The sequence below is a fragment of the Pantoea sp. PNA 03-3 genome (assembly GCF_003201175.1).
Classification (GTDB): domain Bacteria; phylum Pseudomonadota; class Gammaproteobacteria; order Enterobacterales; family Enterobacteriaceae; genus Pantoea; species Pantoea stewartii.
Genome location: NZ_QICO01000002.1, coordinates 593407 through 605153 on the forward strand (window position 1 = coordinate 593407; position 11747 = coordinate 605153).

12 protein-coding genes are annotated in these 11747 nt (G+C 57.7%); all 12 read left to right on the forward strand.

Annotated features, from left to right (window positions below; all coding sequences use genetic code 11):
- Positions 1-13: 13 nt before the first annotated feature.
- The 12 genes from C7433_RS09180 to C7433_RS09235 all read left to right on the forward strand — a co-directional run bounded on the left by C7433_RS09180 (position 14) and on the right by C7433_RS09235 (position 11662).
- Positions 14-1114, forward strand: coding sequence for an ABC transporter permease (locus C7433_RS09180; protein WP_006121622.1), 1101 nt, complete (start codon positions 14-16; stop codon positions 1112-1114).
- Positions 1111-2211: a substrate-binding domain-containing protein gene (locus C7433_RS09185; RefSeq protein ID WP_033739103.1), complete on the forward strand. Its 1101-nt coding sequence runs from the start codon at positions 1111-1113 to the stop codon at positions 2209-2211. The genes C7433_RS09180 and C7433_RS09185 overlap by 4 nt, the downstream gene beginning before the upstream one ends.
- A 14-nt stretch (positions 2212-2225) precedes the next feature.
- Positions 2226-3056, forward strand: coding sequence for an SMP-30/gluconolactonase/LRE family protein (locus tag C7433_RS09190; RefSeq protein ID WP_006121624.1), 831 nt, complete (start codon positions 2226-2228; stop codon positions 3054-3056).
- Between the two features lie 246 nt (positions 3057-3302).
- On the forward strand, positions 3303-4316 hold the full coding sequence (yiaK, locus tag C7433_RS09195; RefSeq protein ID WP_006121625.1) for a 3-dehydro-L-gulonate 2-dehydrogenase: 1014 nt from the start codon (positions 3303-3305) through the stop codon (positions 4314-4316).
- The gene (locus tag C7433_RS09200) at positions 4313-4780 is read left to right on the forward strand and encodes a YhcH/YjgK/YiaL family protein (protein ID WP_006121626.1); all 468 of its coding nucleotides are present in this window, start codon (positions 4313-4315) and stop codon (positions 4778-4780) included. Before yiaK ends, C7433_RS09200 begins: the two co-directional genes overlap by 4 nt.
- Before the next feature lie 14 nt (positions 4781-4794).
- Positions 4795-6090 (forward strand): MFS transporter, encoded by a 1296-nt coding sequence (locus C7433_RS09205; protein WP_006121627.1) that lies wholly within the window; start codon positions 4795-4797, stop codon positions 6088-6090.
- The gene (locus C7433_RS09210; protein WP_110268058.1) at positions 6087-7568 is read left to right on the forward strand and encodes an FGGY-family carbohydrate kinase; all 1482 of its coding nucleotides are present in this window, start codon (positions 6087-6089) and stop codon (positions 7566-7568) included. The genes C7433_RS09205 and C7433_RS09210 overlap by 4 nt, the downstream gene beginning before the upstream one ends.
- Positions 7565-8221, forward strand: coding sequence for a 3-keto-L-gulonate-6-phosphate decarboxylase UlaD (gene ulaD, locus C7433_RS09215; RefSeq protein WP_110268059.1), 657 nt, complete (start codon positions 7565-7567; stop codon positions 8219-8221). The genes C7433_RS09210 and ulaD overlap by 4 nt, the downstream gene beginning before the upstream one ends.
- Positions 8218-9078, forward strand: a complete 861-nt coding sequence (locus C7433_RS09220) for an L-ribulose-5-phosphate 3-epimerase (protein WP_006121631.1) — start codon at positions 8218-8220, stop codon at positions 9076-9078. Before ulaD ends, C7433_RS09220 begins: the two co-directional genes overlap by 4 nt.
- A complete protein-coding gene (gene araD / locus C7433_RS09225; RefSeq protein ID WP_110268060.1) occupies positions 9075-9773 on the forward strand; it encodes an L-ribulose-5-phosphate 4-epimerase in 699 nt (232 codons plus the stop codon). Before C7433_RS09220 ends, araD begins: the two co-directional genes overlap by 4 nt.
- A 34-nt stretch (positions 9774-9807) precedes the next feature.
- The gene (locus C7433_RS09230) at positions 9808-10326 is read left to right on the forward strand and encodes a DUF1440 domain-containing protein (RefSeq protein WP_110268061.1); all 519 of its coding nucleotides are present in this window, start codon (positions 9808-9810) and stop codon (positions 10324-10326) included.
- A 262-nt stretch (positions 10327-10588) separates the two neighbouring features.
- Complete coding sequence (locus tag C7433_RS09235; RefSeq protein WP_033739089.1) at positions 10589-11662, forward strand: acyltransferase; 1074 nt, start codon at positions 10589-10591, stop codon at positions 11660-11662.
- Positions 11663-11747: the final 85 nt, after the last annotated feature.

Sequence of the window (11747 nt, forward strand, 5' to 3'; positions counted from 1 at the left end):
CAGGAGAAACGCTATGTCTAAAACCTCGGTGAAATCTACTGCACTTGAACAACGGGTCAGCCTTGCTCAGCATGGTTTTGCGCCGTGGTCGATGCAGGTCGTCACCCGCTACGGATTACTGTTGTTATGTGTGCTGCTGGCGTTACTGTTTTCGGTACTGTCCCCGACTTTCGCATCCCTGCTCACCGTGCAGGCCATTCTGTCCAGTAAGGCCAAAATCGCCCTGCTGGCGCTGGCCGCCACCTTGCCGATGATTGTGGGCAAAATCGACCTGAACGTCGGTTTCGGGATCGTGCTGTGGCACATCCTGGCCATTACGCTTCAGGTGGAATACGGCTTTTCCTGGCAGATGGCGGTGCTGACAGTGCTGGTCTTGTCGGCGCTGTATGGCCTGCTGAACGGCATTCTGGTGGCGCTGGCGGATATCGACAGCTTCGTCGCCACGCTCGGTTCCGGCACGGTGCTGTATGCCATTGCGTTGTGGCACTCCGGCGGTCGCCAAATTGTTGGTGACTTACCGGATGCCTTTAGTGCGCTGCACAGTACCGAAGTGTTTGGCATTCCGATTGGTGCCTTCTATGTGCTGGGCCTGGCGCTGGTATTGTGGCTGATCACTGAGCACACGCCACTGGGAAGGTGCATGTATGCCGTGGGCGGTAACCCCGTCGCCGCGCGCCTCAACGGTATTGCCGTGAATAAATACGTGATCGGCGCGTTTATCGCCTCCAGTGTGATCACCGGCTTCAGTGGGGTGCTGATTGCGGCGGAACAGGGCGTCGGCCAGGCCAGCGTCGGGATGGATTACCTGCTGCCTGCGCTGGTCGGGGCTTTTCTGGGCAGTACCACCATTCGTCCGGGACGGGTAAACGTCTGGGGCACCGTGGTCGGCATCGCTATCCTGGCTATCGGGATTGCCGGTATTCAGCAGTTTGGCGGCGCGTTCTGGGTGGAACCGCTGTTTAACGGTGCCACGTTGCTGCTGTCGATTACGCTGGCCGGCTACGCTCAGCGCCGCCGTATGTTGAATCAAAAAGCCGTCGTGCGTAGTCAGAGCACGCCGGCGACCACACCTGACTCACAGCAAAAAACCATCACACCAGGGAACTCATTATGAAAAATCCGGTATTTGGTCTTTCTCTCATCGCCATGCTGGTCGCCACCTTACCAGCCCATGCAGACAGCTATCTCGATCAGGCGACAGCGGCCGTGGCCAAAGCGACGGCCAGCGCCACGACCTGGGACGGTCCGACGACCGGGCCAACGCTACAGCCTAAAAAGAAACTGATCTTTATCGCCTCGGATATGAAAAACGGCGGTGTGCAGGGCGTTCAGCAAGGCCTGAGCGAAGCGGCGAAAGTGGCTGGCTGGACGCTGGATACGCTGGACGGCGCAGGCTCTGTCAAAGATCAACTGGCGGCGCTGAATCAGGCGATTGCCCAGCGCCCTGACGGTATCGTTATCGGCGGCTGGAACCCGAACGTCGCCAAAATGCCGCTGAAAAAAGCCCTGCAGCAAAAAATCGTGCTGATGGCCTGGCACGCAGAGCCTCAGCCGGGCCCGATTAAGCAGTACGGGATCACCGATAACATTACGTCCGATTCTAATGAGGTTGCCCGTCTGGCGGCGCAGTACGCCATTGTGAAGTCAGGCGGCAAAGCGCAGGTGATTATCTTCACCGACTCGCTGTACAAAATCGCGCTGGATAAAGCCAATGCGATGAAGCAGGAAATTGAGAAGTGCAGCGAGTGTAAAGTCATCGACTTTATTGACACGCCGCTGGCCGATACCTCTAACCGTATGCCGTCGCTGACCTTTAGCCTGTTACAGAAGTACGGTGACCGCTGGCAGTACTCGCTGGCGATTAATGACCTTTATTTTGACTTTATGGCACCCGCGCTGAAAACCGCAGGGAAAGGCGGCAAAAACGCACCGTATAACATCTCGGCAGGCGATGGCTCGGTGTCGGCCTTCCAGCGCATTCGCAATGGTGAAAGCCAGGTCGCGACCGTCGCTGAACCGCTAAAACTGCATGGCTGGCAACTGCTGGATGAGTTCAACCGCGCCTTCGCCGGACAGCCCCCGTCAGGCTATGTCACGCCTGCGCACCTGATTACACCGGAAAATATCAGCCGGGATGGCGGACCGCAGAACCACTACGATCCGGAAAACGGCTATCAGGACCATTACAAAGCTATCTGGGGCGTGAAGTAACGGAGGCCAGCATCATGCAGGTAGAAAAACTGTGCTCCCCTGCCACCTGGGCCGAAGGCCCAGTCTGGTTACCGGCGCTGGATGGGGTGGTATTTAGCGATGTCAAAGGCAACCGTATGTACTGCTGGCAGCGCAATGGCGAGCTGAGTATCTGGCGTCATCATTCTCACTATGCCAATGGCAATGCCCGCGACCATCAGGGACGCGTGGTCAGTTGCGAACACGGTCGCCGGGCTATCAGCCGGACAGAAACAGACGGTACGGTGAACGTGCTGGTGGATAAAGTCGAGGGCAAGCGGTTTAACTCGCCCAACGATCTGGCGATCCGCTCCGACGGCACCATCTGGTTTACCGATCCGCCTTACGGGATCGTCAGCGATCATGAGGGTTACCTGGCTCCCAGCCAGGTGATCGGCTGCTATCTCTACTGTTTTGATCCGGAAAGCGGGCAGCTCAGCATTGCCGCCAGCGATCTGCAGCGGCCAAACGGGCTGGCGTTCTCGCCTGATGAAAGCGTGCTGTACGTGGCGGACATGTCGGTGGTGGATTTCCCGACGCTCGGCCGCCATGAGCTGCGCACCTATAAAGTGGACGGTCGCACGTTGTCTGCAGGGCAATTTTTTGCCGATGTCTCACCCGGTTTCCCGGACGGATTTTGTGTGGATGCCAACGGCGATATTTACTGTAGCTGCGCTGACGGCGTGATTATTTTCGACAGCAGCGGAAACCGTAAAGGCAAAATCCCGATTCCTGAAACGGTATCCAACTGCACCTTTGGCGGACCGAATAATGATGAACTTTATATCACAGCCAACACTTCACTCTACCGGGTAACGCTACGCTAACGCCCCTGCACAGGCAGGGCGAAAAGCAGAACAAATCAGGTCAGCTGTCTCTCAGCTGACCGGCCTGACTGTGGCCGGAATCGGGCAAAAAAGCTCAAGATCACAGAAGTCAGAATTAATTACATCCTGTTGATTTAAATGAAATAATTTTTGAGTCATTTTTTTGACTCGCTGCATTTTTCCCCATAGCATTTAGTTGAAATGACATTCCACATTATGAAATAAGACGCGGGGAGTATCAGTCAGATGAGAATCAGCTATCAGCAGTTGTATCAGGAGTTTCTTCGCGTACTCCTCAGCCGCAACGTGCCGCAGGCCAAAGCCGAGGCCTGCGCGCACATGTTTACTGAAACCAGTCTTAACGGCGTCTATTCCCATGGCGTTAACCGCTTCCCGCGTTTTATTCAGCAACTGGATGCCGGCCACATTATTCCCGATGCGGATGCGCAAAAAGTCCTGTCGCTGGGTGCGATTGAGCAGTGGGATGCGCAACGCGCCATTGGCAATATCACCGCCCATAGCATGATGGAGCGCGCGATGGCGCTGGCCACGGAACACGGCATTGGGCTGGTGGCCTTACGCAATGCCAATCACTGGATGCGCGGTGGCAGCTATGGCTGGCAGGCGGCGGAAAAGGGCTTTGTCGGCATCTGCTGGACCAACTCCATTGCCGTAATGCCGCCCTGGGGCGCAAAAAGCTGCGCGATCGGCACCAATCCGCTGATTATCGCGGTACCGGGCGAGCCGGTTACGATGGTGGATATGTCCATGTCGATGTTCTCCTACGGCATGCTGGAAGTGAATCGCCTGGCGGGGAAAAGCCTGCCGGTCGATGGCGGCTTTGATGATGAGGGCAACTACACCCGCGATCCGGCCACGCTGGAAAAAAACCGCCGCATTTTACCAATGGGTTACTGGAAAGGCTCAGCGCTGTCTGTGGTGCTGGATATGCTGGCCACCCTGCTCTCTAACGGCGCCTCCGTGACTGAAGTCACTCACGACAACGGCGATGAATTTGGCATTTCTCAGGTGTTTATCGCCATCGACGTCGATCGGCTCATTCCGGGCGAAACCCGCCAGCAAAAACTCGATCGTATTCGCGCATCCATCACCGGTGCGGAACCGGCTGACAGCACACAGGCGATTCGCCTGCCGGGTGACAAATTCCCGCCACTGCGTGAAGAAAACGAACGCCTGGGTATTCCGGTTGATGAGCGCGTCTGGGCGCGCATTCAGGCGCTACAGGAGAAGGCATCATGATTACCGGACACCTTGCTAATACCGATCCCCGTCACTATCCCGCCGCGATTGCTCATGCCCTGGCCTACCTCGCCGGTCATGATCTGGCAAACATGGCCGCCGGCCGTTATCAGGACGAAGAAACCGGCTGGGTCGTACAGGTGTTAGATCTGCACACGGTTCCCGCCGCAGAGAATTACCCGGAGGCGCACCGCTATCACATCGACGTGCAGTATCTGGTGGCAGGCGAAGAAGTGATCGGCGTCGCCACACAACCGCTGGATCTGGCGGTGCATCAGCCTTACGACAGCGAACGCGACATCGTTTTTTATCAACATGCCCCCGATGAAACCCAGGTACGGATGCTACCCGGCACGTTCGCCGTATTTTTTCCTCAGGATATTCATCGTCCTAACTGCGCGGTCAGTCAGCCCGGTCCGATCCGCAAAGTCGTGGTGAAGATCCCCACGCGCGATCTGGTGTAAGGCAGGGAGGCACGATGAGCATCACCACAAGCGCTGTCAATCATGAAAAGGTCCCTGCACTGCGCTGGCTGCGGATCATTCCGCCGATTCTGATTACCTGCATCATTTCGTATATGGATCGGGTCAACATCGCCTTTGCGATGCCGGGCGGCATGGATGCTGAACTGGGCATCAGCGCCTCGATGGCCGGACTGGCAGGCGGCATTTTCTTCATTGGCTACCTGTTCCTGCAGGTGCCCGGCGGCAGGCTGGCCGTTTACGGCAACGGTAAACGCTTTATTGGCTGGTCGCTGCTGGCCTGGGCGGTGATTTCCATACTGACCGGCATGGCCACCAGTCAGTATCAACTGCTGGCGCTGCGCTTTGCGCTGGGGATCGCCGAAGGCGGCATGTTACCGGTGGTGCTGACGATGATCGGCAACTGGTTCCCGGATGCGGAGCGCGGTCGTGCAAATGCCATCGTGATCATGTTTGTGCCGATCGCCGGGATCATCACGGCTCCGCTCTCAGGCTGGATCATTACCGGCTGGGACTGGCGCATGCTGTTCTACGTGGAAGGCGCGTTATCTCTGGTCGTGATGGCCCTGTGGCATTTCACGATCAGTAACCGCCCGCAGGAAGCGAGATGGATTTCGCCAGCCGAAAAACACTATCTCATCACCACGCTGCATAACGAACAGCTGATGATCAAAGGGCAGAACGTGCGCAACGCCTCGCTGATGCGCGTGATGCGCGAACCGGTTATGTGGCGGCTGATTCTGGTCAATTTCTTCTATCAGACCGGCATTTACGGCTACACGCTGTGGCTGCCCACCATCCTGAAAGGACTGACGCACGGTAATGTGGAGCAGGTGGGCTTTCTGGCCATTCTGCCCTACGTCGGGGCGATCGTCGGCATGTTTCTGTTTTCTGTTCTGTCGGACGCGACCGGACGGCGCAGGCTGTTTGTGGCGCTGCCGCTGGCCGGCTTTGCGCTGTGCATGGCGCTGTCGGTGTTACTGAAAGCGCATATCTGGTGGTCCTACGCGGCGCTGGTGGGCTGTGGCGTCTTTATCCAGTCTGCGGCGGGCGTGTTCTGGAGTATTCCGCCGCGCCTGTTTAATGCCGAGGTGGCTGGCGGCGCGCGCGGCCTGATCAACGCGCTGGGCAACCTGGGCGGCTTCTGCGGTCCCTACATGGTGGGCATTCTGATGGCGTTTTACAGCCGGGATGCCGGGGTTTACAGCCTTGCCATTTCACTGGCGATTGCCGCCCTGCTGGCGATGACGTTGCCCGCACGCTGCGATTCCCCTCAACAGGAGGCATTATGAAACGCTGGCTGGGACTGGACTGTGGCGGCACCTTTATTAAAGCCGGGCTGTACGATATACAGGGCCGCGAGCTGGCCGTCGCCCGGCAAAACCTGCCGGTTGTTGTACCGGAACCGGGTTATGCCGAACGCGATATGACGCTGCTGTGGCAACAGGCGGCAGCCGTCATCCGTGAGGTGCTGACCACCAGCGGCGAGGATGCGGCGTCGGTCGCCGGTATGGGCATTTCCGCACAGGGTAAGGGGCTGTTTCTGCTGGACAAACAGCACCGCCCGCTGGGCAACGGCATCCTCTCCTCCGACCGCCGCGCCCTGAGCCTTGTGCAACAGTGGCAACGGGAAGGCTTGCCGCAGAAACTCTATCCGCTGACCCGACAAACGCTGTGGACCGGCCACCCGGTGTCGCTGCTGCGCTGGATCAAGCTGCATCAGCCACAGCGCTATGCGGCGATTGGCAGCGTCATGATGGCCCATGACTATCTGCGTTTCTGTCTGACCGGCGAGCGGGCATGCGAAGAAACCAATATCTCTGAGTCCAATCTGTATGACATGCAGGCAGCCGACTGGTCGCCTGCACTGGCAGAGATGTCAGGTATCCCGGAGATAATATCGGCACTGCCGCCGATTATCGGCCCGACGCAGATTGCGGGCTATGTCACCGACGGGGCCGCTGCCGAATGCGGTCTGCTGCCCGGTACGCCCGTCGTGGGCGGCCTGTTCGATGTGATGTCAACAGCGCTGTGCGCGGGCCTGAATGATGCGACGCGCCTGAACGCGGTGATGGGAACCTGGTCAGTGACCAGCGGCATTACCGACCGCATCAGCGATGAAGCAGACTATCCCTACGTTTATGGTCGTTATGCCATTGAGGGTCAGTACCTTATCCATGAGGCCAGCCCGACGTCGGCGGCCAATCTGGAATGGTTTTGTGACCAGTGGGGCATTAAGGACTACAGCCAGCTTAATGCGTGGGTAGCAGCGCTGGCCCCCGCCAGCAGCAGTGTGCTGTTTCTGCCTTTCCTGTATGGCACCAATGCCGGCGCCGATCTGCACGGCAGCTTTTTTGGCCTGCAGGCAGGTCACACGCGCGCCCATCTGGTTCAGGCCATCTACGAAGGCGTGGTGTTCTCACATCTGACGCACCTCAACCGTATTCTGCAACGTTTTCCTCAGGTTACCGCCCTGCGTCTGAGCGGTGGGCCTACGCGTTCTGCGCCCTGGATGCAGATGTTCGCCGATGCCAGCGGCCTGACGGTTGAGGTTCCGCAGATCAGTGAGAGCGGCTGCCTGGGCGCGGCGCTGGTGGCGTTAACCGGCACCGGGGCTTATGCCTCACTGCAGGCGGCCCAGCAGGCCCTGGCCCCTGACATCGTGTGCTGGCAACCGGACAGCACGTGCTATGACCGCTACCAGCAAAAGTATCAGCGTTATCAACATCTGATTCGCGTCCTGCGTGACGCCCAGGGAGACCTGCCATGAGCCTGCCCTTACTCCAGCTGGCGCTGGATCACACCACGCTGGATGCCGCGCTCAGTACCGCCCGGCAACTGCATTCGCATGTCGACATTATCGAAGCCGGTACGCTTTTGTGCCTGAGCTGCGGTGTTGAGGCCGTACGTCATCTGCGCCAGCAGCACCCGGAAAAAACGCTGGTCGCGGATTACAAAGTGGCGGATGCCGGCGGCACCCTGGCGGAGATGGCTTTTGCGGCAGGGGCTAACTGGATGACGGTGATCTGTGCCGCGCCGCTGGCAACCTTTGCCAGCGCGCTGGCGGTGGCGCAGCAGTACCAGGGGGATATTCAGATCGAACTGTTTGGCAACTGGACGCTGGATGATGCCCGGCAGTGGCGAAAGCTGGGTCTGACCCAGGCTATTTATCACCGTGGACGGGACGCACAGGCCAGCGGGCAACAGTGGAATCAGCACGATCTGGATACCATGAAAGCCTTATCAGACCTGGGTTTTGCCCTGTCCGTCACGGGCGGTATCACCCCGGATGACCTTTCTCAGTTTCGCGATATCGATGTGAAGGCGTTTATTGCCGGCCGCGCCCTGAGCGATGGCGAGAACGGCATTGCATGCGCCACCGCATTTCACCGGGCCATTGGCCGCCATTGGGGGACAGTATGAAACGCCTGCACCCGTTAGGGATTTACGAAAAAGCCCTGCCTGCGAATCTCACCTGGCCAGAACGTCTCGCGCTGGCCAAAGCCTGCGGGTTTGATTTTGTGGAAATGTCGGTTGATGAAACCGATGAACGGCTGGACCGGCTGAACTGGAGCAAAGAGCAGCGCCTGTCGCTGGTCAACGCGACCATCGAAACCGGCGTCACCATTCCTTCCCTGTGCCTGTCCGGCCATCGCCGCTTTCCCTTTGGCAGCCACGATCCGGCGATCCGCCAGCGCGCAGACGATCTGATCGATCAGGCCATCCAGCTGGCGAAAGATGTGGGGATCCGCACGATTCAGCTGGCGGGCTATGACGTCTACTACGAACCGCATGATGCAGGCACGGTCGCGCGGTTTGCCGAGGGCTTGTCACGCGCAGTGCAGCGCGCAGCAGCGGCGCAGGTGATGCTGGCGGTGGAGATCATGGATACCGAATTCATGAACGCCATCAGCAAGTGGAAAGCCTGGGAACAGCAGCAGGCTTCTCCGTGGTTTTCCGTTTATCCGGATGTGGGCAATCTCAGCGCCTGGGGCAATGACGTGACTGCCGAACTGACGCTGGGCATTGATCGCATCGCCGCCATTCATTTGAAAGATACCCAACCGGTCACCGCCCATTCACCGGGGCAGTTCCGCGATGTGCCCTTTGGTGAAGGCTGCGTGGATTTCGTTGGCGTGTTTCGCACGCTCAAAGCGCTGAATTATCGCGGATCGTTTCTGATTGAGATGTGGACCGAGAAAGCCGAGGAGCCGGTTGCCGAGATCGTACAGGCACGGCGCTGGATTGAACAGAAAATGCAGGAAGGAGGCTTACTATGAGCATTGCCATGATGAAAAAGCAGGTGCTGGCGGCAAACCTGGCGCTGCCGCGCCACCATCTGGTGACGTTTACCTGGGGCAACGTCAGCGCCGTCGATCGTGCGCAAGGGCTGATGGCGATTAAGCCCTCCGGCGTGGAATACGACGGCATGACGGTAGACGATATTGTGGTACTGGAACTGGCAAGCGGCCGCGTAGTGGAGGGCACGAAAAAGCCTTCATCGGACACGGCCACCCATCTGGCGCTCTATCGGGCCTTTGAGGACATCGGCGGCATTGTGCACACGCATTCGCGTCATGCCACCATCTGGGCGCAGGCGGGCCAGGATCTGCCAGCCTGGGGCACCACGCACGCTGACTACTTCTATGGAGCCATTCCCTGCACCCGACTGATGACGGAGGCCGAAATTATTCACGATTACGAGCACAATACCGGCGAAGTGATTATCGAAACCTTCCGCTCACGCGGCATCAGCCCGACGGCCATTCCCGCCGTGCTGGTTAATGCTCACGGGCCGTTTGCCTGGGGGAAAGACGCAGATAATGCCGTGCATAACGCAGTCGTGCTGGAGGAAATCGCCTATATGGGGATTTTTTCCCGCCAGCTGACGCCTGATATCACCCGAATGCAGCAGCCGTTACTGGATAAACACTTTCTCAGAAAGCATGGAGCAAACGCCTATTACGGCCAGTAATTCTCTTCTTTTTACTCAGCGGGAGCGGTGAAAAATGAAAACAGGGTTTTATCTGACGTCCCCGGTCGATCGGCATTATGGTGCGGCGCTGTGGGCAGGGTTTTGGGGCGGTAACGTCGCCAGTTTTGTCAAATGGGGCACGGAGAATCCGTTTCCGCCCAGAACGCCGGACAGGGCAATTCCCCCCGCGGAGATGCTCCAGGATATGGGAATCAATGTCAGCAACCTGGTCTATCACTATTCCGGTCATGTGGTGAACTGGGGCGTGGCCGGTGTTCATCACCTGTTCTCGATTTTCTTCGCCCTGCTCTACTGCGCCCTGGCCGAGATTATCCCGATCATTACGCTGGGTCAGGGCGTGGCGTTCGCCCTGATCATTACCGTGGCCTTTCACGCCGTGATCCTGCCCATAAACGGCTGGGCACCGCCCTTATGGCACCTGCCGCTGGCGGAAATTGCCTCGGAAACGCTGGGACATATTCTGTGGATGTGGACGATAGAAATCTTTCGGCGCGCCCTGGGTGGACACGTATCGCCGCGCCGCGCTGCATGAGTCTGCTGCGCATGTAAGTTATCAATTTTGGTTAAGAACCCTCTGAAATCCTGATGGCGCACTTTTCTCCTTGTGCGCCTAACAGCCTCGATCGCCGCGTTTTATTCAGCAAAAATACGCTATCGTTTTGAAATGTATTTTTCTGCCCGATAAACGGCGGTTGACCATTGTTAAGTCATTTTTACAATACGGCCTACGCTTAACCGTATCGGCTCGCCCGCGCGACTGCCGCTAATGAGTCAACCGACAGGCTGTAACATTCATGAAAATCGTCTCAATCCAGTATCTGCGCGGCCTTGCTGCGTTACTTGTGGTACTGGCGCACAACTCATCGCTGTTAGAGGGTCACTGGACCCGACACATTCCAGGCGCGCTGGGCGTGGACGTGTTCTTTATTATCAGCGGCTTCATCATGACCTTCATTACCCATCAGTTTAACGAAGCCCCGACCTCATTCATGGTGAAACGCTTTTTCCGCATTTGGCCGGTCTTCTTTGTCGTCTGGCTGTTGTCTTTCGCGGTGGTGTATCACGATCGCTCTCTTCACGATATGTCCTGTGCGCTCTATTTCTGTCTGCAGGATTACAGCAGCGCCGGACCGACGTTTGGATTCAGCGCGTTAGGGCCGCCCTGGACGCTGTCTTACGAGATCCTGTTTTACGCCGTTTTCACCGTAGCGATGTGCATCAACTACCGCTATCGCAGCTACCTTTGTGCACTGATTTTCATCGTCTCCAGTGTGGGATTTCAGCTTTACTACAACGGCAGTTTTGACTTTTCCTCACAGGTTTCGCCGCATCTGACGGTGACGCACTGGTGGCAGGCGTGGATTAAGTTAATCAGTAACACTATCTGTATGGAGTTCATCCTGGGGATGCTGCTGGCAGAATTGCTGGTGAAGCGTAAGCTACCGGAACTGGATAACAGAATGCGCCGACTGCTTCAGGCAGGGCTGGTGCTGGCGGTCATTACCGCCCTGATTACAGGACCTCAGCCCTTTGGCCTGCACGGCGGTTTCTGGCTGGCCGCCGCCATCATGATCATGACGGTGATGCTGAGCTACCGTGCCGACACCGGTCACAACCGTACGCTGATTTTCCTGGGGGATATCTCATATTCGCTGTATCTCATCCACTATCCGCTCATGGTACTGCTGATGAACAGCCTGGCAGATAAAGCCTGGACAGATAACCTTATGATTTTTGTACTGTCGGTCAGCGCCAGCGTGGCGCTGGCGTCGGTAATGTTTTTCTACATTGAAAAGCCCGCCATCAAAGCAGGTAAGCGCGTCGCCCGCTGGTTGTCTGCCCCGCTGACGCTGCATCGCAGTTCGTAATCCGGTAAACACAGTGGCCTGAACCGGTCACTGTGTTTGTTGTACTCAACACGCTGCCAGGATAACGGGCGTGAGGCTTGCCCGG

Excerpts from the sequence above, each read along its gene's own strand:
- C7433_RS09205 (WP_006121627.1), top strand. The coding sequence starts at position 4,795 with ATGAGCATCACCACAAGCGCTGTCAATCATGAAAAGGTCCCTGCACTG.
- araD (WP_110268060.1), top strand. The coding sequence starts at position 9,075 with ATGAGCATTGCCATGATGAAAAAGCAGGTGCTGGCGGCAAACCTGGCG.
- C7433_RS09220 (WP_006121631.1), top strand. The coding sequence starts at position 8,218 with ATGAAACGCCTGCACCCGTTAGGGATTTACGAAAAAGCCCTGCCTGCG.
- ulaD (WP_110268059.1), top strand. The coding sequence starts at position 7,565 with ATGAGCCTGCCCTTACTCCAGCTGGCGCTGGATCACACCACGCTGGAT.
- C7433_RS09190 (WP_006121624.1), top strand. The coding sequence starts at position 2,226 with ATGCAGGTAGAAAAACTGTGCTCCCCTGCCACCTGGGCCGAAGGCCCA.
- C7433_RS09230 (WP_110268061.1), top strand. The coding sequence starts at position 9,808 with ATGAAAACAGGGTTTTATCTGACGTCCCCGGTCGATCGGCATTATGGT.
- yiaK (WP_006121625.1), top strand. The coding sequence starts at position 3,303 with ATGAGAATCAGCTATCAGCAGTTGTATCAGGAGTTTCTTCGCGTACTC.
- C7433_RS09185 (WP_033739103.1), top strand. The coding sequence starts at position 1,111 with ATGAAAAATCCGGTATTTGGTCTTTCTCTCATCGCCATGCTGGTCGCC.
- C7433_RS09210 (WP_110268058.1), top strand. The coding sequence starts at position 6,087 with ATGAAACGCTGGCTGGGACTGGACTGTGGCGGCACCTTTATTAAAGCC.
- C7433_RS09180 (WP_006121622.1), top strand. The coding sequence starts at position 14 with ATGTCTAAAACCTCGGTGAAATCTACTGCACTTGAACAACGGGTCAGC.
- C7433_RS09235 (WP_033739089.1), top strand. The coding sequence starts at position 10,589 with ATGAAAATCGTCTCAATCCAGTATCTGCGCGGCCTTGCTGCGTTACTT.
- C7433_RS09200 (WP_006121626.1), top strand. The coding sequence starts at position 4,313 with ATGATTACCGGACACCTTGCTAATACCGATCCCCGTCACTATCCCGCC.